The sequence below is a fragment of the Deinococcus radiodurans R1 = ATCC 13939 = DSM 20539 genome, assembly GCF_000008565.1.
GTDB lineage: Bacteria > Deinococcota > Deinococci > Deinococcales > Deinococcaceae > Deinococcus > Deinococcus radiodurans.
The window spans coordinates 2,484,757-2,503,637 of the sequence record NC_001263.1 but is presented as its reverse complement, the minus strand read 5'-3'; the positions used below and the strand labels follow the sequence as shown (position 1 = coordinate 2,503,637).

Annotated in this window: 17 protein-coding genes and 1 pseudogene; 7 read left to right on the top strand and 11 right to left on the bottom strand. The window is 69.3% G+C overall.

Annotation, left to right across the window (positions count from 1 at the left end; all coding sequences use genetic code 11):
- Position 1: 1 nt before the first annotated feature.
- Positions 2-2,062: a prolyl oligopeptidase family serine peptidase gene (locus tag DR_RS12880; RefSeq protein ID WP_010889128.1), complete on the bottom strand. Its 2,061-nt coding sequence runs from the start codon at positions 2,060-2,062 to the stop codon at positions 2-4.
- A gap of 45 nt (positions 2,063-2,107) precedes the next feature.
- Positions 2,108-3,298 (bottom strand): MFS transporter, encoded by a 1,191-nt coding sequence (locus DR_RS12875; protein ID WP_027480120.1) that lies wholly within the window; start codon positions 3,296-3,298, stop codon positions 2,108-2,110.
- A gap of 178 nt (positions 3,299-3,476) precedes the next feature.
- On the opposite strand from DR_RS12875, the gene DR_RS12870 reads away from it, so the two are divergent.
- The gene (locus tag DR_RS12870) at positions 3,477-4,556 is read left to right on the top strand and encodes a substrate-binding domain-containing protein (protein ID WP_010889126.1); all 1,080 of its coding nucleotides are present in this window, start codon (positions 3,477-3,479) and stop codon (positions 4,554-4,556) included.
- 13 nt (positions 4,557-4,569) lie between these two features.
- On the opposite strand, the gene DR_RS12865 is transcribed toward DR_RS12870, so the two are convergent.
- Positions 4,570-5,076, bottom strand: a complete 507-nt coding sequence (locus DR_RS12865; protein WP_034350603.1) for a hypothetical protein — start codon at positions 5,074-5,076, stop codon at positions 4,570-4,572.
- A 108-nt stretch (positions 5,077-5,184) separates the two neighbouring features.
- Between DR_RS12865 and ndk the strand changes: the two genes are divergently transcribed.
- Positions 5,185-5,601 (top strand): nucleoside-diphosphate kinase, encoded by a 417-nt coding sequence (gene ndk / locus DR_RS12860; protein ID WP_027480121.1) that lies wholly within the window; start codon positions 5,185-5,187, stop codon positions 5,599-5,601.
- A 144-nt stretch (positions 5,602-5,745) separates the two neighbouring features.
- The gene (locus tag DR_RS12855) at positions 5,746-6,753 is read left to right on the top strand and encodes a GGDEF domain-containing protein (protein ID WP_162177724.1); all 1,008 of its coding nucleotides are present in this window, start codon (positions 5,746-5,748) and stop codon (positions 6,751-6,753) included.
- Between the two features lie 65 nt (positions 6,754-6,818).
- On the opposite strand, the gene DR_RS12850 is transcribed toward DR_RS12855, so the two are convergent.
- Complete coding sequence (locus DR_RS12850; RefSeq protein ID WP_010889122.1) at positions 6,819-7,934, bottom strand: FtsW/RodA/SpoVE family cell cycle protein; 1,116 nt, start codon at positions 7,932-7,934, stop codon at positions 6,819-6,821.
- Positions 7,931-9,304 (bottom strand): UDP-N-acetylmuramoyl-L-alanine--D-glutamate ligase, encoded by a 1,374-nt coding sequence (gene murD, locus DR_RS12845; protein ID WP_010889121.1) that lies wholly within the window; start codon positions 9,302-9,304, stop codon positions 7,931-7,933. The genes DR_RS12850 and murD overlap by 4 nt, the downstream gene beginning before the upstream one ends.
- A 167-nt stretch (positions 9,305-9,471) precedes the next feature.
- On the opposite strand from murD, the gene hisA reads away from it, so the two are divergent.
- The gene (hisA, locus tag DR_RS12840; RefSeq protein WP_010889120.1) at positions 9,472-10,188 is read left to right on the top strand and encodes a 1-(5-phosphoribosyl)-5-[(5-phosphoribosylamino)methylideneamino]imidazole-4-carboxamide isomerase; all 717 of its coding nucleotides are present in this window, start codon (positions 9,472-9,474) and stop codon (positions 10,186-10,188) included.
- Positions 10,189-10,245: 57 nt separating this feature from the next.
- Here hisA and rpoZ read toward each other — a convergent pair whose 3' ends face one another.
- Positions 10,246-10,545 (bottom strand): DNA-directed RNA polymerase subunit omega, encoded by a 300-nt coding sequence (gene rpoZ, locus DR_RS12835; RefSeq protein ID WP_027480122.1) that lies wholly within the window; start codon positions 10,543-10,545, stop codon positions 10,246-10,248.
- Positions 10,546-10,725: 180 nt separating this feature from the next.
- Between rpoZ and DR_RS12830 the strand changes: the two genes are divergently transcribed.
- Positions 10,726-11,838 (top strand): M20 family metallopeptidase, encoded by a 1,113-nt coding sequence (locus DR_RS12830; RefSeq protein ID WP_010889118.1) that lies wholly within the window; start codon positions 10,726-10,728, stop codon positions 11,836-11,838.
- A 300-nt stretch (positions 11,839-12,138) separates the two neighbouring features.
- Here the strand turns inward: DR_RS12830 and DR_RS12825 are convergent.
- Together DR_RS12825 and DR_RS12820 are read right to left on the bottom strand one after the other, a co-directional pair.
- Positions 12,139-12,843 (bottom strand): annotated as a pseudogene (locus tag DR_RS12825) (EAL domain-containing protein).
- Positions 12,741-14,060: a GGDEF domain-containing protein gene (locus DR_RS12820; RefSeq protein ID WP_164927996.1), complete on the bottom strand. Its 1,320-nt coding sequence runs from the start codon at positions 14,058-14,060 to the stop codon at positions 12,741-12,743. The pseudogene DR_RS12825 and the gene DR_RS12820 overlap by 103 nt, the downstream one beginning before the upstream one ends.
- A gap of 96 nt (positions 14,061-14,156) precedes the next feature.
- Between DR_RS12820 and DR_RS12815 the strand changes: the two genes are divergently transcribed.
- Positions 14,157-14,471 carry a hypothetical protein gene (locus tag DR_RS12815; protein WP_010889116.1) on the top strand — a complete coding sequence of 105 codons (315 nt, stop codon included), beginning with the start codon at positions 14,157-14,159 and terminating at the stop codon, positions 14,469-14,471.
- A 61-nt stretch (positions 14,472-14,532) separates the two neighbouring features.
- Complete coding sequence (locus tag DR_RS12810; protein WP_162177725.1) at positions 14,533-15,234, top strand: M48 family metallopeptidase; 702 nt, start codon at positions 14,533-14,535, stop codon at positions 15,232-15,234.
- A 174-nt stretch (positions 15,235-15,408) separates the two neighbouring features.
- On the opposite strand, the gene DR_RS12805 is transcribed toward DR_RS12810, so the two are convergent.
- The 3 genes from DR_RS12805 to DR_RS12800 all read right to left on the bottom strand — a co-directional run bounded on the left by DR_RS12805 (position 15,409) and on the right by DR_RS12800 (position 18,805).
- Positions 15,409-16,620: a copper amine oxidase N-terminal domain-containing protein gene (locus tag DR_RS12805; RefSeq protein WP_420895961.1), complete on the bottom strand. Its 1,212-nt coding sequence runs from the start codon at positions 16,618-16,620 to the stop codon at positions 15,409-15,411.
- Complete coding sequence (locus tag DR_RS17255; protein ID WP_420895950.1) at positions 16,506-17,186, bottom strand: hypothetical protein; 681 nt, start codon at positions 17,184-17,186, stop codon at positions 16,506-16,508. Before DR_RS17255 ends, DR_RS12805 begins: the two co-directional genes overlap by 115 nt.
- Positions 17,187-17,257: 71 nt before the next feature.
- Complete coding sequence (locus DR_RS12800; RefSeq protein WP_010889113.1) at positions 17,258-18,805, bottom strand: ABC transporter permease; 1,548 nt, start codon at positions 18,803-18,805, stop codon at positions 17,258-17,260.
- Positions 18,806-18,881 lie beyond the last annotated feature (76 nt).

Below are 18,881 nucleotides of genomic sequence, written 5' to 3'. Positions count from 1 at the left end.
CTCAGCCGCCCAGCACCTCCTCTAGAAAAGCCCAGATGTCGGCGGCTTCCTCTATGACCAGCGCCGTCGGTTTGCCGGCTCCGTGTCCGGCGCGGGTCTGGATGCGGATGAGGGTGGGGGCGCTCCCCGCTTGCACGCGCTGCAACTCGGCGGCGAATTTGTAGGAGTGGGCGGGCACCACCCGGTCGTCGTGGTCGCCGGTGGTAATGAGGGTGGCGGGATAGCGGGTTCCCTCTTTCAGGTTGTGCAACGGCGAGTAGGCGTGCAGCGTGGCGAACATCTCGGGGTCGTCGCTGCGCCCGTAGTCGCTTGCCCAGGCCCAGCCGATGGTGAAGAGGTGGTAGCGCAGCATGTCGAGTACACCGACCTGCGCCACCGCTGCGCCGAACAGTTCCGGGCGCTGGGTGATGGAGGCGCCCACCAGCAGGCCACCGTTGCTGCCGCCCTGAATGGCGAGGCGCTCCGGGCGGGTCCAGCCCTGCCGGGCGAGGTGCTCGGCGCAGGCGGCAAAGTCGTCGAAGACGTTTTGTTTGCGCCCCAGCGTGCCCGCCTCGTGCCACGCCTCGCCGTACTCGCCGCCGCCGCGCAGGTTGGCCTGCACGAACACGCCGCCGCGCTCCAGCCACGCCAGCCGCGAGGCGCTGAAGGCTGGGGTCAGGCTGATGCTGAAGCCGCCGTAGCCGTAGAGCAGCGTGCGGTTGCTGCCGTCTCTGGGCGCGTCTTTACGGGCCACGATAAACATCGGCACGCGGGTGCCGTCCTTGCTCATCGCGAATTCCTGGGTCACTTCGTAGGTCGCCGCGTCAAAATCCAGCGCGGGGTCGGCGAGCGGTTCCAACTCGCCGCCGGGCAGTTTTAGCCGGTAAGGGCGGGACGGCACCAGGAAGGACGTGAAGGCGACAAAGACTTCGGAGCTGTCTTGCTCGGCGCTCACGCTCACGGTGCCGAGCGCGGGCAGCTCTATCTCGCGCTGGCGCTCGCCGTTCCGGTCATACAGTGTCAGGCGGTGGCTGGCGTCGTGCAGCGTGAGCGCCAGAAAGCCGCCGGGCACCGTCAGCACCTGTTCCAGTTTGTCTGCTCCCTCGGGCAGCAGGTCGCGGCGCTCGCCCGTGCGGATGTTCCATGCCATGAGCTTGCCGAGGGGCGCGTCCTCGTCGGTCTGAAGAAACAGCGTGTTGCCGTCGCTGCCGACGAGCTGGTACATCGCCTGGAAGTCATTCACCAGGGGCTGAAAGTCGCCACTGCCCGGTCCCTCTTTCCCTAGGGGCCGCACCCACAGCAGGTTTTTCGGGCTGGTGCCGAGCCACACCTGCACTGCGAGCCACGCGCCGTCCTCAGTCACTTCGGCGGCGAAGCCCCAGTCGGGCTGGTCGGGGCGCTCCAGCACGAGTTCGTCAGCGTCCTGCGGGGTGCCGAGGCGGTGAAACATCAGCCGCTGGTTTTTGTTCGCGCCGGTCAGCGCTTCCCCTTCGCCGGGCGCGTCGTAGGCGGAGTAAAAGAAACCGCTGCCGTCTGGGAGCCACGCCGCGCCGCTGAATTTGCTCCAGCGCAGTGGCTCGCCGGTGTCCTCCCCGCTCGCCACGTCGCGCACCTGCCAGGTCAGCCAGTCGCTGCCGCCGCTCTGGGTGGCGTAGGCGAGTTGCGTGCCGTCCTGGCTCACCGACGCGCCCATCAGCGCCACCGTGCCGTCCGCGCTCAGGGCGTTGGGGTCAAGCAGCTCGTGCCACGGGCCACGCGGCGAGTCGGCGGTTTGCAGGACCGGCTGATTGAGCAGCCCCGGATTGAAGGTGCGGAAGTAGCGCCCGCCGCGCTCCCAGGGCAGGCCGTCGCGCGGGTAGTCCCACAGCGCGGTCAGCCGCTCACGGTAAGCGGCGCGGGCAGGCAACGCGGCGAGAAAGTCCTCCGTCACCGCGTTTTGCGCCTCCACCCAGCGGCGCGTCTCGGGGCTGTCCGGGTCTTCCAGCCAGCGGTAGGGGTCGGGCACCCGCACTTCCTGGCCTGCGGCGTTTTGATACACGTCAACATGGTCGCCACGCGGCGACTGCGGGTAGGGTTTGGACATGGCCGAATAATGGCAGCTTGAGTGAAAGCTAGGCCAAATGGCTCATCAGGCCGGGGGTGCCGTCCGCCGAATCAGCCTGAAGGCCACGCCACCCAGCCCCGCCACCAGCGCCGACCCCGCCACCGCGAGGCCCAGCGCGGCGGGCAGTCCGGAATGCTGCGCCAGAAACCCGATCAGCGGCGGCCCCAGCAAAAAGCCCCCGTAGCCGATGGTGGCGACCTGCGCGATGCCCCTGCCGTGCAGGGCGTGTCCCGCCGCGCCGTACATCACCGGAACCACGTTGCTCAGGCCCAGGCCCGAAAGCGCGAAGCCCAGCGTGGCGGGCCACGGCTCGCGCACCAGCAGCGCCAGCCCCAGCCCGAGTGCCGAGAGCAGCGCCCCGGCCCGCACCATCGCCACGTCGCCGAAGCGGGCGCGGGCGCGGTCCCCGAACCAGCGGCCCAGCGTCATGGTGGTGACAAAGGCCGCGTAGCCGACGCCCGCCTGTCCGCCCGGCAGCCCCAGCACGTCGCGGCAATACAGCGCCGCCCAGTCGTAGTGCGCGCCTTCCGAGAGCATCCCCAGAAAGCACAGCCCGCCCAGCAGCAGCGCGGCGGGGGAGAGGCCGGAGCGGGGAGTGGGTGCGTCCGCCTGCGCCGTTTCGGGTTCCGTCGGTGCGTCGGCCAGCAGAAAGCGCCCGGCGACCAGCGCCGTCAGAGTGGAGAGCAGCGCCACGCCGCCCACGTGCGCCAGCATCGGCACCCGCCCGACCAGCGCGGTGCCGAGCAGCGCCCCCACCACCCCACCGAGGCTGAAATAAGCGTGCAGGCGGCTCATCACCGGGCGGCCCAGTGCCTTTTCCACCGTCACGCCCTGCGCGTTCATCGCCACGTCCAGCGCGCCGTTCAGGACACCCAGCAGCCCCAGCGCAGCAGTCAGCCACCACAGCGACGGCATGAAAAAAGGCGGCAGCAGCGACAGCATGGTCAGGGGAGCGAGCAGCGCCGTGACCCTGCCGCTTCCCCAGCGCGCCACCCAGCCCCCGGTGAGCGGCATGGACAACAGGCTGCCGAGCCCCACCGCCAGCAGCGCCGCGCCGACCTGCGCTTCGGTGAGGTGCAGCGCCGTCCGCACCCCCGGAATGTTGACTGCCCAGGTGGCGAACAGCGCTCCGTTAATCAGAAACACGGCGCTCACCGCGAGGCGGGCGCGCTCGGCGGCGGGCGAGCGGGGAACAGGCGCGGCGGTGGTCGTCATACAGGCTCCTGATACGGATTCCAGTTGCATCCAGATATTTTGGATTCGATTCGACTTGCAAAGCTGCGAAGCAGAGCGGATGCGACTCGCAGAGCTGCTCGGCAGAGGAGGAAAGCCGTATGAGATGGCATAGGCAGACTGAATCGTTTCAGTTGCGGACATAAGGTAGCATCCGGCCATGTCTGCCGCCAAAGCCGCGCCCGGTTCCGCCCGCCCACGGGCCACCCTGCGCGACGTGGCCCGCGCGGTGGGAGTATCGGTGGCGACGGTCAGCAACGCCTACAACCGCCCCGACCAGCTCTCGGCGGGGCTGCGCGACAAGGTGCTGGCGGCGGCCCGCGACCTCGGCTACCAGGGCCCCGACCCGCTTGCCCGCAGCCTGCGCCGGGGCAAGACTGGGGTTATCGGCGTGGTGTACGACGCGCCGCTGGAATACGCCTTTGCCGACCCCGCCGCCGCGCTGTTTCTGGGCAGCCTGTCGCGCTCGCTGCGGGCCGAGGGGCTGAACCTGCTGCTGCTCTCGGCTTCACAGGACCCGGCCCCGGTGCGCTCGGCGAGCGTGGACGGCCTGATTCTCTACTGCGCTTCGGAGGGCAGCGACCTGCTCGCCGCCGTGCTGGAGCGCGGGTTGCCCACCGTGCTGGTGGACCAGCAGCCGCAGCCTGGTGCGGTGGGCGTAGGGATTGACGACGCGGGTGGAGCGCGGGCCGCCGCCGCACACCTCGTGGCGCTCGGGCACCGCGACATCGGCGTGCTGTGCCTGGAACTCGGCCCCGAGCCGCTGGGTGGTCCCGTGTCCCCTAAACGTGAGGCGCAGGCCGCCTACCACACCACCGCCGAGCGCCTGCGCGGGTACCGGGCTGGAGCGGACGCGGCGCGGCTGTGGCCCTACGAGTGCTCCCAGAACACCCCCGCCGACGGCGAGGCGCAGGCCCGCGCATTGCTCACCGCCCAGCCCGAAGTCACCGCCCTGCTGTGCATGAGCGATGTGCTGGCCCAGGGCGCCTATCAGGCCGCGCAAACGCTGGGCCGCCGCGTGCCTGAGGACCTCAGCCTCATCGGGTATGACGACGTGCCGCTCAGCGCTGCGCTGAATCTCTCCACCGTCTGGCAACCCACCGCCGAGAAAGGACGCCGGGTGGGAGAGGCCCTGCTGGCGCAACTATCCGGCGAGGTTTTAGACCCTGAGGTCCTGAATCCATCGCCGTTGCCGACCCGGCTGGTCGTACGGGGCAGCACGGCAGAACGTCAAGGCTAGGAAGGCGAGAGCTTCAGCTACCAGAACGCAGCAACAAAGTTGGGCGCGCGTCCACACCGATGCCGCCGGTGTCGTCCAGCCGCGCGAGGACCGCGTCAAACGCCCAGTCCTGCGCCCACAGCCGCTTGAGCGCGTGCAGCGCCGCCGTGCCTGGGGGCCGCACCTGCGCCGCCTCGCGCTGGGGTTCGTCGGGGCGCCGCAGCTCCAGGGGGCCGCTGTCCAAACCAGCATTTTTCAGCGCCCGGTAAAACACTTGCACCGCGTCGTCGGACAGCGAACTGCCGCGCACCAGCGTCTGCGCCTGCTCGCACAGGCCGTCGAGCAGGTCCTCGTCTATCCGCTGCGGGTGGACCGGCGCGAACAGCCGGGCGAGCTGCTCGGGCAGGTTCACGCCGAGGTAGTACGCCTCCTCGAAGGCGGCGGGCACCAGCATCCCGGCGGTTCCCTGCGCGGCGAGACGGTGGGTGTCTTGGCCCACCTCGGTCACGGGACGGCGGGCCGCTTCGCTGAGCGTGAGCATGAACGCAGGCTAGCGTGTACCCCCGGGTGTGGGGGGTATTGGGTCGGTGGCTACCGCGCCGGCGGTCAGCGGTTTGTAAGCCAGTCAACTGCTATCCTGACGTCCGGTATGGAACGGACTTTTGCCATGATCAAGCCCGACGGCGTGCGCCGGGGCCTGACCCCTGAAATTCTCGCCCGCATTCACAACAAAGGCTACCGCGTGGTCGGCCTCAAGCAGATGATGATGCCCCGCGAAACCGCCGAGCAGCACTACGGCGAGCACCGCGAGCGTCCTTTCTTCGGTGAACTGGTGGACTTCATCACCGGCGGGCCGGTCGTCGCCATCGCGCTGGAAGGCGAAAACGCCATCGCCGGCTGGCGGGCCATGATGGGCGCGACCAACCCCGCCAACGCCGCCCCCGGCACCATCCGCGCCGACTTCGCCACCAGCACCGGCGAGAACGTGACCCACGGCAGCGACAGCCCCGAGAGCGCCGAGCGCGAACTGGCGCTGTTTTTCGGGGACGGCGAACTTCTTTCCTGAGCGGCCCGGCGGGAGCCCTCCCGCCTGAACCTGCACTGTGGCAGACGGCTTCCGGTGTGAAGCTGCCGTCTGGCCGCAGTCTTGTCCTCTCCCAGTTCCTCTCCCATGACCATGCCTGAGTCCTCTGCCCCTTCCCTTCCCGTGGTGTCCGCACTCTTTGCGCGCGCCCGTGACCGGTTGGTGGCTGTGGCCTGCGGCGCCTACGTGATCTACGCAGCGTTCTGCTCGGTGTTGACCGGCTCGCCGCTCAGCACGGCCCAGCTCGCGGGCGTGGGGGTCTGCGGCGTGGTGTTCGTCCTGGCGCTGGCAGGCAAGCTCCGCTCGTTCCGGATGCGGGTGGCCGCGCAGCTGGTGGTGACGCTGCTCTCGTTCTACGGCGCGCAGCACGAGCTGGCGTCGGACAATTTCAGTGATCAGATCACCCACCTGCTGTGGGTTATGGTGGCCTTTCCCTCGTATGTGCTGCTGCTGGGCTCGCGGCTGGGGCTGGTCATCGGGCTGCTGGTGATCGCGCTGATGGCCCTGCTGCTGCTCGGCGCCGGGCCGCTGACCCCCGACCAGACGCTCGCCTGGATGACCGGACTGTTCGTGGTGCTCACGCTGCTGCTCACGCAGTACCTGATCGCCGGGTTCATCGAGCGATACCTCTCGATTCACGAGCAAACCAGCGGTGAGTTGCAGGCTGCGCGGCTCGACGCCCTGACCGGCGTGGCGGGCCGCGCGGCGCTTGAGAGCGAGCTGCAACGTGCGCTGGACACGGCGCGGCGCACCAACTCGCCCCTGAGCGTCATCCTGGCCGACATCGACCACTTCAAACAGGTCAACGACGTCCACGGACACGGTGCAGGCGACGACGTGCTGCGGGCCTTCGCCAAGCGGCTGCGGCGCAATGTGGGCGGGGCCGGCATGGTGGGGCGCTGGGGCGGCGAGGAGTTCATGGCGGTGCTGCCGGGCGTGGCGCGCGACGACGCTCTGGCGCTCGCCGAGCGGCTGCGGCAGGCGGTCAGCGACACGGAGATTGCGGGGCTGCCAGTCACCGCCAGTTTCGGGGTGGCGGCCCTGCGTCCCGACGATGACCTCAATCAGTTGTTCTCGCGCGCCGACGAACGCCTTTACGACGCCAAGAACGGGGGGCGCAACACGGTGCGCTGAGTCCCAAAAAGAAAATCGGCCAGCACTCTAAAGGCTGGCCGGTTCTCTTTTCTTCCTATTCCGGGTCAGTCGTCCGCCGCGGCCCCCACGAAGTCGTCCATCTTGACCTCGACCGGCAGTTGGCGGCGCACCTCGCGCATGGCCGAGTGAATGATGCCCAGCGCCACGCTCATGGTCAGCATGGAGGAAAAGCCGTAGCTGACGAGCGGCAGCGGCACCCCGGTCACCGGAAACAGCCCGGCGGCGACGGCGAGGTTGACGAACGCCTGCCCGACCACCAAAAACATGCAGCCGATGGCGAGGATGCTCGCCCCGTGAATCTCGGCGCTCATGGGCCGGATGCGGGTGGCGAGCTGCGCGACTTGCAGCGCGGTGGACACGATCAGCCAGTAGGCGAACAGAAGCGTGAGCACGCCGAGCAGCCCGCTCGAAAAGCCTACCGCCGCCACCACCATGTCGGTGTGCGCCGCGAAGTATTCCCAGCGCGGGCCGTCGGGCCCCTGCCCCCACCAGCCGCCGTAGTTGAGGTCGCGGTGCGCCATGCCGATCTGGTCGAGGCCGGTCACGACCCCGTCGTCGCGAACCTGATGCCCGGTCCAGCGCTTGAGGATGTAAGGGTGACTTTCGAGGTAGCTGTTGACGAAGGGGAGGGAAAACAGCCCCAGCGCCAGCACCAGCCCGCCGATGTTGAAGAGCCGCACCCCGGCGGCGTACATCACGATGATGCCCAGCCCAAAGGTCAGGACACTGGTGCCCAGGTCGGGCTCGAAAATGACCAGGGCCGTGGTCGCTATGATCATGCCGGTGGCGCTCAGCAGCTTGTTCTGCACGCCCCGGCGCGAGAAGAACGAGGCGAGTTGCAGCACCAGCGCGAGCTTGGCGAACTCGGAGGGCTGGAATTCCTGCCCGGCGATACTCAGCCAGCGCCGCACGCCGGGGCTGTCCTGTGACCCCTGCCCGATGAACAGCACCAGCACCAGCAGCACCAGTGCCACGATCCAGACGTTGGTGCCCCACTTGAGCAGCGTGCGCGGGCGAATCCGGGCGACGGCGAAGGTGAGAGCGACCGCCAGCAAGGCCCGCAGGCCGTGTTTCACGATCAGGTCGGGCGCGGCGGCGGAAATGCCCAGCGAGCCGAGCAGCAGCAGCAGCACCTGCGCGATCAGGAGTTGCAGGCTCACGCGCTTTCTCCGGAGCCGGACTGCGTGCCGAGCAGCGCCTGCACCGCCCGGCGAAAGCTCGCGCCGCGTTGCTGGTAATCGCGGAACTGGTCGAAACTGGTGCCCACCGGAGCAAGCAGGACCGTGCCCGTGCCCCCGGCCCCGCCCAGTGCCTCCCACCCGGCGCGCACGGCGCGGTCCATGCTCTCGTCGCCCGTCTCAGCCTTGATAACCTCGAAAGGCAGGCCCAGGTCCCGCGCCAGCGCCTCGCCGTCTTCTCCAAAGGCGATCACCCGCGTGACCCGGCCCTCGGCGGCGGCCCGCAGCGGGGCGAGTTCGGCTCCCTTGTCGCGCCCGCCGACCAGCCAGGCAATCGGGGGCCGCGCCTGGCGCAGCGCCGACTCCACCGCGATGGTCCGGGTGGCGATGGAGTCCTCGATAAAGCCGACCTCGCCGAGTTGCCCCACCGTCTCGAAGCGGCCCTTGACCGGCTGCGCCGCGCGCAGAGCGTCCGCCAGCACCGCCGGGTCCACCGCGCGGCCCAGGTGCCGCAGCAGCGCCTCGGCGGCGAGCAACGCGGCGGCGGCGTTGGCGGGATGAACACCCGGCGGCAGGTCAGCCACGGGCAACACTTCCTGACCGTCCCGCAGGCACAGCCGCTCGGGGGTGAAGGTGACGGTCTGCGCCCGCGTCGGCACCGGCAGGTCGGCGGGCCGCACCAGCACGTCGCCTGATTGCTGGCCCGCCGTGATGTTGAGTTTGGCGGCGTGGTAGGTCTCCACGCTGCCGTGGCGGTCGAGGTGGTCCACGCCGAGATTGGTGATGACGGCCACTGGCAGCCGCAGCCCCGGCACCCGCTCGAGCTGAAAGGAACTGAGTTCGACCACCGCGACCTCGGCGTCGTCCACCACATCGAGCAGTGGCGGGTCGATGTTGCCGCCTTCCCGCGCCCGCAGGCCACACGCCCGCAGCAGTTGCGCGATCAAAACGGTGGTGCTGCCCTTGCCCGCCGTGCCGGTGATGCCGACCATCGGGAGCTCTGGCCGCAGCCGCGCCGCGAGCGCCACCTCGCCGATGATCTCGGCGCCGCGCCCGGCGAGCACCCGCAGGTCACGGTGGTCGATCGGCACGCCCGGCGCCGCCACCACCAGGTCGTAGGTGCCGCCCAGATCGGCCTGCCGGTGCCCGAGCTGCCGCATCAGCGCCTCGTCTTCCGGCGCCGGGCGCAGGTCGTGCCAGAAGGCCGATACCCCCTCGCCGTGCAGAAAATGGGCCACGCCGCGTCCGCTGCGCCCCAGTCCATAGATCAGTACCCTGCCCCCCAGATTCACGGCCTTACCATAGAGCAGTTCTCCGAATTCCGTGGTGCGTGGAACGGCACCCCGCACCACTCCATTCTCCGTCCTGCTCGTTAAAATTCACTCGCTTTGCCCGGACAAAAGGGGAAACGATCCTTTTGTCAAATGCTCTGGGACAAATGCACGTGCAGGGCGCTGCCCTTACCCCCATCCAGGCGAATTGCCGGGCCCGCGCGGCGCGCTGACCTATTCTGCTCGCCATGACGCTTCCTTTGCCTCAGGTCATTCCCTGCGTGGACATCCAGTCGGGCCGCGCCGTGCGGCTGTACGAGGGCGACCCTGACCGCGAAACCGTGTATTTTGACTCGCCGCGCGCCGCCGCGCGTCACTGGGTCACCCTGGGCGCCGGGTTTCTGCATCTGGTGGACCTCGACGCCGCCACCGGACGCGGCGAGAACCGCGCCGTCATCGCCGAAATCGTGCGCGAGCTGGGCGTGCCGGTCGAAGTGGGCGGCGGCGTGCGCGACCGGGCGGCGGCGCAATCCCTCCTCACGGCGGGCGTCGCGCGGGTCGTGATCGGCACGGCGGCGGTCCGCAATCCCGAACTGGTGGCCGAGTTGATTGCCGAATACGGGCCGGAGCGGGTGGTCGTCAGCCTCGACGCGCGCGGTCTGGAAGTCGCCACCCACGGCTGGGCAGCAGGCAGCGGCGTGAGCGTGGCCGACCTGACCCCCCGGCTGGCGGAGGCTGGGCTGCGAACCCTGATTTTTACCGACGTGACCCGCGACGGCACCCTGCGCGGCCTGGACCGTGACCTGATGCGGCAGGTGCGCGGGCTGTGGCACGGCGAATTGATCGTGGGCGGCGGCGTGGCCGACACGAATGACGTGCGCCTGCTCGCCGAGGAGGGCATTGAAGGCGCCATCGTGGGCCGCGCCATCTATGAGGGGACGTTGCCTTATCCGGTGCGGCTGTAAAAGACAATAAAAAAGCGGCGTGTGGGTTGCCCCGCTACGCCGCTTTTTTGCTGCTGCTCAGTCGCGTTCGCGCTCGCGCTCGGCGTTGAGCTGCGCCTGCAACTGGGCCTGACGCTGGCGCACGTAGTCCTGGTGGAAGCGCTGCTCGTCGATCAGGTTGGTGCCCACCGTGAGCTGCCCGGTGGCGAGTTCGCGCATCGCCTGGGTGACCAGGTTGTGGGTGCGGACCCGCTGCTCGACGGGGAGCACGCTGGGGGCGCCGCTGCGCAGTTGCAGGGCGCGCTTGGCGGTCACGACCGACAGGCGGTACTTGCTGTCGGTCAGGGAAAGGAGCTTGTCGATATCTTTTTCTGCCATAACCACCCCTCGGAGGGAAAGAAAACTCGAAGTGCGGCCAGCGCGGAGGCGCCGGCGCGTGGCCCCTGGCCGCGAGCGGGTCAGAGGGCCAACAGGTCAGTCTAGCCCGCTGACGGCGCCGGGGCAAGGTGGCCGCGGGCACGAAGGCGCGCGTCAGCGTTCGCGGCTTAGCATGACCCCATGACCGGACCCTCCGCTGACGCTTTCCCCGACCTTCCCACCATGCTGCGCGACCTGCGGACGCTGGTGGATATCGAGTCGCCGTCGAGCGACCCCGCCGCCGTGGCGCGGGTCATGGACGTGGTCGAAGGCTGGGCGCGCGACCTCGGCGCCGAGACGCACGCGCTGCCCGGCGGCACCCGCTCCTTTCATTTCGGCCCAGCGGACGGCCCTTACCTGCTGGTCCTCACCCACGCCGACACGGTGTGGCCGCACGGCACGCTGGGCCGCATGCCCTGGCGCGAAGACGGCGAGCGGCTCTACGGCCCCGGCACCTACGACATGAAGGGCGGCGTCGTGGGCCTGTTTCACGCGCTGCGCTCGCTGGGCGGCGAGTGGCCCCAGGGCGGCGTGCGGGTGCTGCTCTCGCCCGACGAGGAAATCGGCAGCCCGGGCAGCCGCGAGCACATTGAGGCGGCGGCGCAGGGCGCGCGGGCGGTGCTGGTGCCCGAGCCGCCGGTGTCCGACAGCCACAACCTCAAGACCGGGCGCAAGGGAACCGGCGACTACGTGCTGACCCTGCACGGCGTGGCGAGTCACGCGGGCAACCGCCCCGAACTCGGCGCGAGTGCCATCACCGCCGCCGCCGAAGCGGTGCTGGCGCTGCAAGCCCTCGCCCGCCCGGAAGTCGGCACCACCGTCAGCGTGGGCCTGATCTCGGGCGGGAGCGCCGTGAACGTGATTCCCGACCACTGCCGCCTGGGGGTGGACGTGCGTGTTTCAACGCTGGAAGAAGCCGAGCGAATCGAGCGCGGCGTGCGCGCCTGGCGCCCCAGCAACGACCGCGTGACCTGCGAAGTCGGCGGCGGCCTGAACCGGCCCCCCTTCGAGCAGGGCGAGGGCACCCTGCGGCTGTTTGCTCAGGCGCAGGAGATTGCGGGTGAACTCGGCTTCACGCTCGGCCACGAAAGCGTCGGCGGCGGCAGCGACGGCAACTTCACTGCCGCCACGGTGCCCACCCTCGACGGCCTGGGGGCGCCTGGCGACGGAGCCCACGCCGCGCACGAGCACATCCGACTCGACCGCTGGCCCGACCACGTGCGGCTGCTCGCCGGGCTGCTGCGGCGCGCCTAGAGCATTTGACAAGAAAAAGACACCCTCACCCCTTGCTTCGCAAGGCCCTCTCTGCGGTGCAGCTCTCCGAGTCCCATCAAGGTAGAGGGTCAAAAACGCAAGGCATTCTTATCAATGGTTCGTGCAGTTTTGTGGTCGTTACAGAGGGCGATCAAGATCTTGCTGTCTAGGACGCCATTTGCGCTCCCCCATCCCAACCTCCCCCGCAAGGAGGGAGGGACAAAAACGCCGTGTTTATCGCAGCTTGGTTAGCTGAATTCCAAAACTGCACGGACTATTGTCTTATGTCAAATGCTCTAATTACGCCAGAGCGAATTGCTCTTGCGCCGCGAGCAGGCCGCTGAGCTGCTCGGCGGTGAGCGGGTAGGAGAGCGCGTAGCCCTGCCCGAGCGGGCAGCCGAGTTGGCGGGCGGCCTCGACGTGGGCGGCAGATTCCAGGCCCTCGGCGGTAATCACGGTGTGCTGATACTGCGCCAGATTGACAGCGTTGCGCGTGAGCTGACGCGAGAACTCGCCGGAGGGTTCGGGCAGGTCACTGGTCAGCGAGCGGTCGAGCTTGACGCCGCGCACCCAGGGCGCCCGCAACCGGGACAGGTTGGAATACCCGGCCCCGAAATCGTCGATGGTGATGCCGATGCCGCGCCGGTAGAGCTGCTCGATGTTGAGCTGCACCTGTTCGTTTTCGTGCAGCAGGGCGGTTTCGGTGAGTTCGAGCTCCAGGCGCTGCGTGGTCATGCCGGTGCTGTCGAGCACGCCGAACAATTGCGCGGCGAACTCGGGGCGGCTGAGCTGCACGGCGCTGACATTGACGCTCAGGCGCAGTTGCGGCCACGCCTGCGCCGCGCGGCAGGCTTCGTCGAGCACTCACAGGCCGATTTGCGCGATTTGCCCGGTGCGCTGGGCTATCGGGATAAATTCGGCGGGTGAAATCTGGCCGAGCTGGGGGTGGCGCCAGCGCAGCAACGCCTCGACCTTGACCGGTACGCCGCTCGCCAGGTCGTAGATCGGTTGATAAGCCAGCGAAAAGCCCTGGCCGTCGTAGAACGCCTGCGCCAGCTCACGCGCCACAGTTGAAAACGCTCGGTCTGCGCGTCGTATTCCGACTGGTAGCGCCGCACCTGACCGCGCCCGCTGCGCTTGACGGCGGACATGGCGCTGTCGGCGTGCCGCAACACCTCGCTGGCGCTGCTCGCGTCCTCGGGGTAAAGACTCACGCCGATGCTCAGGGTGCTGGCGACCTCGCGCTGCATCAGGGGGTGGCGCAGCGCGCGGGTCTGCACCGACTGCCCCACTGCCACCGCCTCGGGGCCGCTGACGCCGGACAGCAGCACCACGAATTCGTCGCCATTCAGTCGGAAGGCTGCCTGGGTGTCGGGCGAGGCCCGCAGCACCTCGGTCACCGCGCAGAGCAGCGTGTCGCCGGCATTGTGGCCGAGCGTGTCGTTGACGACCTTGAACGAGTCGAGGTCAATGATGAGCACCGCGAACGCTTCATCTGCCGCTGTGCGCCGCTCCAGTTCTTCTTGCAGCCGCAGGCGGTTGGGCAGGCCCGTCAGCAGGTCGGTGTAGGCCAGCCGCGCCAGCGTCTCGTGCTCGCCCTCGCTGAAGCGCGATTGCTGCACCCGCTGAATGAAATACGACATGTACACGTACCCGGTGGCCGAGGAGAGCAGCAGTTGCAGCAGCACCTGAATCACCTGCGGCTCCCAGCCCCAGCGCAGCAGCCACGCCCCCGACAGCAGCGCACTCAGGGCCAGAAAGCTCAGCGTGATGCGCCGCCCCAGCGCCACCCGGCCCAGGTTGAAGCTGCTGATCAGCCCCCAGTTGAGCAGGGTGGGCAGCCACAGCAGCGACTCGACCAGTTCGCGGGCGAGTATCCCCGGCGCAGCGAACAGCAGCAGCAAGGCAAATTTGAGCAGCAGCCAGCCGGTCACCGCTTGCAGAAGCTGCCAGCTCGCGCGCGCCAATGTCTGCCCCGGTTGCCACAGCCGCACCGCCATCACCAGACTGCCGAGCAGGACCGCGAAGTAGAGCGGACGGTCGAACTGCCGGTCCCAGGTGTCGCCAGTTTCGAGCGAAATGGACGTGACGGCGAGCAGCCCCACGATGACCAGCCCCACCAGCAGCAGCGGGCGCCACTGCAACTGCCGCCCCAGCATCCCGAAGGCCGTCGTGGTGTCGCCGGGCGCAGCGGGAGTGGGGGAAAAGGGCAGTCCAGACATCCGGAGCAGTGTAAGGAGAACTTTCTCACAGAGACGTGACACGCAAGGGGAGCCGCCCACCCTCAACTTTTGCTCAGGACTGCTCTAGCCTAGGGCATGTTCGGTTTTCTGCGGCCCCGGCGAACGGCCCACCCTTTCGTGCAGCAAGACGACGACCAGGCCTTTCGCGTGCGGGTGCGGACCGAGCGGCACGGCGAGGTGGTAGAATTCCGCTTTACCAAAAGTGCCCACATCGCCCTCGACGACGACGGCAATTTCTTCTTTCGCAAGCCGGTCGTCTCGCCGCGCTGGCTCGACCGGGGCGAGTTGCTGGTGCAATTCGACCGCGCCTACCGTGTCACAGCGGTCAGCGGCGAGGGCGTGACCTTCGTGCCGGTGGCCGAATGGACTGACAGCCCGGAGGCGCTGTGACCCGCCCCTGTTCGGGGGTGCTCTGTTTGAGGGAAAGATGACGCCTCACTGTGCGGTGGGCATGACCCGCTCTGCTCCGGAGACACACTGGCAGGTGGCGGGCCTCGACGTGCAGGTGCGCCGCAGTGCCCGCCGCCGCACGCTGGCGCTGCAAGTGCGCGGCGGCGTGATTACGGCCTACGCGCCGGCGGGGCTGCCCGACGCGACCATCCGCGCCTTCGTGGAGGCCAAACAGGGCTGGCTGCGGCAACACCTGGGCGAGCAGCGCCGCCGCCCGGCTCCGCCTGCGCTGAGCGACGGCTCGCCGCTGGCCTTTCTGGGCGAAAGTCTGACCTTGTGCGCCGCCCCGGTGACGCAGGCCCGGCGCGTGGGCGACGAACTGCTTGTGCCAGCGGAAAACCTCGCCGCCGAGGTCGAACGCTGGACCCGCCGCGCCGTCTTGTCGACCTACACGGCTTTGGTCGAGGACTATGCCGCGCGGCTCGGCGCCCGTGATCGCCTACGCTGCGTCCGGGTGAGTGCCACCCGCTCGCGCTGGGGCAGTTGCACGGCGGCGGGCGATGTCCGGCTGCACTGGCTGCTCAGCCGGGCGCCGCTGGAAGTGCTGCACTACGTGGCGCTGCACGAGGCGGCGCACCTGCTCGAACTCAATCACTCGCCGCGCTACTGGGCGCACGTCGCCCGCGTGATGCCGGACCACGCCCGCTGGCACCGCTGGCTGCGCGACCACGGCGAAGAACTGGGCGTGCGTGGCGACGGGTAGGGAGTAGCAGGGAACAGAGCAGAGGCCGGGAAGATGATTTGCTCCCGGCCTCTGCCTTCCTTGAAGGTGCTCCTCCAGAGCCTTTGACATAAGAATGCCTCGCGTTTTTGACCCTCTACACTGGTGGGAGAGGGCCTTGCGAAGCAAGGGGTGAGGGGGTCTTTTTCCAATGCTCTAGGGCTGGTACGTCTTCACCGCGCCGTCGAGCCCCGGCAGGCGGGCGGGGTAGAAGACGAGGCTGACCGGCAGGCTGCTGCCACTCGCCGGCACGAAGTCGATGTTCAGGCGGTTGGTTGCCGGGCGCCACAGCAGCACCGGCTGGTTGGGGGCAATCGCGTTGCCGGTGCGCGGCAGTTTGATGGTCTGGTTGACCGTGCCGTCCTGAATGTTCATGGCGCCCCGGTACAGGCCCCCGCGCGGGCTGAGCGCCACGGCGGTGCCGGCGGTGCCGTTGATTTCGAGGTCGTACAGCACGCCGTAGTTGCCCGAAAGCCGCATCGGTTGCCCGGTCAGGCGGTCTACGCCAGTAATCGCCGGGTCCACCAGTCCGTCGCCGATGACCAGCCGGGCGGGCAGCCGCGTCAGGTTCACCCGCAGCGCCCGCACCGCTTCGGGAAAGGTGCCGCGCTGGTGCCGCCCGTCGGCGGGCAGGTAAGGCAACTGCTGCAAGACTTGCAGGGTGGGCGGCAGGCCGTCTTCCAGCATCAGGAAGGTGAGTTCGACCCGGCCCGTGGTCGTCAGGTCTTGCAGCACGTTGACCCCGCTGCCCGCGCTGAGGGTGGGGCTGGCGTACACGGCGGCGAACTCGCCGGGCGCGAGCGTCAGCGTGTGGTCGGCGGTGCTGGCAAAATAGTCGAGCAGCGTGACCTGCCCGAGCTGCCCTTCCACACGGGTGGGCGCCGTCTCGCCCTGCCGCTCGGTGCGGACCTGCACCGGACGCGCCTCGACATTGCGCGCCATCACGTACAGCCGCGCCGGTTTGCCCAGGGCGTTGAGGTGATACGCGAGCAGCCGCGCCCGCCCCGCCACCGTGTCCTGGTACAGCACTCCGCTCTGGGACGGGGCTTCGGGGCTGTCGCTGAACAGCAGCGGAAAATTCTCGCGCTCCGCCGGCTGCGCCACGACGGTGGGGTAACTCAGCACCTGCGGGTCGCTGATGGCGTCGCCGAGTTCGGAGTACTTGAGCGCGTAGCCCAGCGGGGTGTCCACAGCGGCCCCCTGCACGCGAATGGTCCGGGTAAAAGGCTCACTCTGCACGCCCCGTGAGTTGGTCACCTGAAGGGAGACGGCGTAGGTGCCGGGCTGAAAAAACACGTCCTGCTTGCCGCTCCAGCGCCGCGCCGTGATGTTGGCGCCGTCGGGGTCGAAGGGGTACTCGGTGTAGATGACCCGCTCGCCGGGCGCGTACACCACCTTGTCGGTGGAAAAGCGGGCTTGCGGCGCCAGCGGGTTGCCGCCCGAGCGCAGCGGGTGATGGTCACCGAGCGCCCCGCTCCGTCCGCCGTGAAGTTGGCGCCCAGCCCGTCGGCGAGTAGCCGGGCGCTGACGTACACCGCGCCCCCGACCACGGCCACGTTGCCCGCTTCCTGCGCTGCTCCCGACAGCCACGCCTGCCCCACCGCCGGGTTGACCATCAGTTGCCCGATTTGCAGTTGCCCGCCCACCAGGGTGACGGGCTGCGCCAGAGCGTCGGCGGTCTCGCGCAGCGGCACCATCAGCCGCCCGCCCACGTTGCGCGGCGGCAGCGGCAACGTGACCGGCTGCCCGTTGGCCTCGCCGAGGGTCTGGTCCACGTTGAGGGTGAGCTGTACCGAACCGACATACTGCGCGGCCTGCGCCGAGCCGCCCGGCAGCGCGCCCCAGGCGGCGGGCGCGGCAGTCAGCAGCAGCGCCGTCAAGAGGGGCCGCAGGCGGCGCGGAGAAGTGAGGGAGGGGGCGGCAAAAAAGCGCATTCGGCGAGTATGCCCGCTGAGACTGATGCCTGTCTTGTTTCAGGTGTCCCGGTGTGGGGGAGCAGGCTGTTTCAAGTGACTTCGCCCTCGCCCCCGTCGAGCACCGTGAACGCGGTGGCCGAGAGCAGCAGCAGCACCGTCGCCAGCGCGCACGCTTCGCCGAGGTTGCGCTCGCCGGGGCGGCCCAGGCGTTCATACAGGCCGGTGGAAAGGGTGGCCCATTCCGGGCGGGTCAGGACGAGGGTTGCGCCGAACTCGCCGAGCACCGTTGCCAGCGCCAGCGCCGCACCGCCGCGCAGGGCCGGCAAAGTCAGCGGCAGCGTGACCGTGCGGTGCGCCGCCAGGGGAGAGGCCCCCAGCGTCCGCGCCGCTTCGAACAGCCGGGGTGGAATGGCCCGCAGCGCCGGCAGCAGCGAGCGCACCAGCAGCGGCAGCGCGAGCAGGGTGTAGGCCGCGATCAGCATCGGCAGCGTGGCGGCCAGCACCGGGTAGGCGAGCAGGTAGCCCACCGCGAGCGAAACCGGCGAGACCATCAGCGGCAGCAGCGAAATCAGGTCGAGCACCCGCGAGCGCGCCAGCCACGCCCCCAGCGCGTACAGCCCGCCGAGCGCGGTGGCCCCCAGCAGGGCGAGCGCCCCGAACCGCAGCGTGTTGCCGAGCAGCAGCGGCGTCTGCTCGTCATTCACCACGCCCCGCCAGTAGAGCAGCGTCGGACCCGCCGACCCGACCAGCCCGCGCACGACCACTGCCAGCAGCGGCGCAAAGCACACCAGCAGCGTGAGCCCGCCGAGCAGCGTGATGCCTGCCAGCGCCCCCCCACGCGCCCTCGGCAGGCCGCCCGTCGCCACGCCCGCGCCGCCCCGCGTGAGCCGGGTGTAGAGCCAGGTCGCCACCAGCGTGAGCGCAAGTTGTCCCACGATCAGCGCACTCGCTTCGGGGAGCCGCAGTTGCAGCGCGGTCAGGGTATAAATCTCGACTTCCAGCGTGGCGTAGCGTTCGCCGCCAAGCGCGAGCGGCAGCCCGAAACTCAGCGCCGAGTACAGAAAGACCAGCACCGCGCCCGCCGCCAGCCCCGGCAGCGCGAGCGGCAGCGCCACGTCCCACGCCGCCCGCGCCCCCGACGCTCCCAGCGTGCGCGCCGCGCCGATCAGGTTGGTCGGCACCCGCGCAAAGCCCCCGTAGGCGAGGCGAATCATCACCGGCAGGTTGAAAAAGAGGTTGCCCCAGATGAGCAGCGCGGGCGTCTCGCTGAGGTCCAGGCCCGTCAACCGCGTCAGCCACCCGTGCGGCCCCGCCAGCGCCGTGAGCCCCAGCACCGCGACCAGCGTCGGCGTCACGAAGGGGAGCAGCAGCAGCCGCAAAAAGGCCCCTTTCCCCGGCACTTCATAGCGCGAGAGCAGGTAGGCGAGCGGTGCCCCCACCAGCAGTGCCAGCCCCGCCGTGCCCGCCGCCTGCGTCAGCGTCCAGCCCAGCCGTTCCAGAAAATACGGGTCGCGCCACACCCCCAGATTCACGCCGCCCTCGGCCAGCGTGCGCCCCAGCGGGAGTGCAAGCAGCAGCGCCGTAAACACGAGCGCGGGCAGTGCCAGCAGCCAGCCGGTCAGGCGGGAAGACTTCACCGCCGCGTCCGGCAGGCCAGGGGGGAGGAGAGGGGTCTCATCGCGCCTCAGTCTACGGGCAACAAAAACCCCCTCG

Coding starts and splice junctions, on each gene's coding strand:
- DR_RS12880 (WP_010889128.1), bottom strand. CDS start 2,062: ATGTCCAAACCCTACCCGCAGTCGCCGCGTGGCGACCATGTTGACGTG.
- DR_RS12875 (WP_027480120.1), bottom strand. CDS start 3,298: ATGACGACCACCGCCGCGCCTGTTCCCCGCTCGCCCGCCGCCGAGCGC.
- DR_RS12870 (WP_010889126.1), top strand. CDS start 3,477: ATGTCTGCCGCCAAAGCCGCGCCCGGTTCCGCCCGCCCACGGGCCACC.
- DR_RS12865 (WP_034350603.1), bottom strand. CDS start 5,076: ATGCTCACGCTCAGCGAAGCGGCCCGCCGTCCCGTGACCGAGGTGGGC.
- ndk (WP_027480121.1), top strand. CDS start 5,185: ATGGAACGGACTTTTGCCATGATCAAGCCCGACGGCGTGCGCCGGGGC.
- hisA (WP_010889120.1), top strand. CDS start 9,472: ATGACGCTTCCTTTGCCTCAGGTCATTCCCTGCGTGGACATCCAGTCG.
- rpoZ (WP_027480122.1), bottom strand. CDS start 10,545: ATGGCAGAAAAAGATATCGACAAGCTCCTTTCCCTGACCGACAGCAAG.
- DR_RS12830 (WP_010889118.1), top strand. CDS start 10,726: ATGACCGGACCCTCCGCTGACGCTTTCCCCGACCTTCCCACCATGCTG.
- DR_RS12820 (WP_164927996.1), bottom strand. CDS start 14,060: ATGTCTGGACTGCCCTTTTCCCCCACTCCCGCTGCGCCCGGCGACACC.
- DR_RS12815 (WP_010889116.1), top strand. CDS start 14,157: ATGTTCGGTTTTCTGCGGCCCCGGCGAACGGCCCACCCTTTCGTGCAG.
- DR_RS12810 (WP_162177725.1), top strand. CDS start 14,533: ATGACCCGCTCTGCTCCGGAGACACACTGGCAGGTGGCGGGCCTCGAC.
- DR_RS17255 (WP_420895950.1), bottom strand. CDS start 17,186: ATGCGCTTTTTTGCCGCCCCCTCCCTCACTTCTCCGCGCCGCCTGCGG.